This window comes from Pseudomonas sp. D1HM, assembly GCF_019266105.1.
GTDB classification, from domain to species: Bacteria; Pseudomonadota; Gammaproteobacteria; order Pseudomonadales; family Pseudomonadaceae; genus Aquipseudomonas; species Aquipseudomonas taetrolens.
The window spans coordinates 1-878 of sequence record NZ_LRMN01000049.1 but is presented as its reverse complement, the minus strand read 5'-3'; the positions used below and the strand labels follow the sequence as shown (position 1 = coordinate 878).

Sequence of the window (878 nt, the reverse complement as noted above, 5' to 3'; positions counted from 1 at the left end):
ATGGGCGTTGGTGACGGTAACGGCGTCACGCCGCTGCCGTCGAGACTGCAGAAAAAACTGGTCCACGAAAATGTGCGGATGAAGTTGAACCGTCTGACGGTACGAGCAGACAAACCGGTGATTGTTGCCGAGCTGATTCTGCCGTCAGACATTGGTGGTTGGTGGGTGCGCGAGGTCGGGCTGTACGACTCAACCGGCGCCCTGGTGGCGGTGGCCAGTTACCCGGCCACCTACAAGCCGACGCTGGCTCAAGGCACCGGGCGCACTCAAGGTATCCGTCTGCAGATCCTTGTCAGCAGTACGGCCAATATCACGATTCAGGATGACCCAACGCTGGTCATGGCCACCGTCAACACCGTGCGTGAGGAAATCGCCAAGGGTGAGGCGGCCAGCGCGATGAAGCTGAAGACTGCGCGCAAAATTGCGGTGACGGGCGATGCCACGGGCGATGCTTCATTTGATGGGTCTGCGAATGCCAGCATTGCCCTGACGCTTGCGGATTCGGGTGTGTTCGCGGGTACTTACAGCAAGGTCACGGTCAATGCAAAAGGGTTAGTGACGGGCGTGCACTCGCTCATTCAGGGGGATATTCCTGCGCTCGATGCCAGCAAGATCACCTCCGGGACGCTGAGCCGGCCAACCTCTGGCAATGCAGGCTCAGCCACCAAGCTGCAGACCGGTCGAGCATGGACCTTCAGCGGCGCTGCAACGGGCATGGGCTGGTTTGACGGTAGCGGCGACGTCAATGTGCAGCTGGCCCTGGCCAATTCGGGTATATCGGCAGGTACATACAGCAAGGTCACAGTAAACGCCAAAGGGTTGGTGACGGGGGCGCAATCACTCATACAGGGCGATATTCCGGCGCTCGATGCCAGCAA

The 878-nt window shown here is 59.8% G+C and carries 1 protein-coding gene; it reads left to right on the top strand.

All coding sequences use genetic code 11. The features are described from left to right. Positions 1-878 (top strand): phage tail protein (locus tag AWM69_RS22660; protein WP_218728601.1); only part of this gene is annotated, 878 nt, incomplete at its 3' end.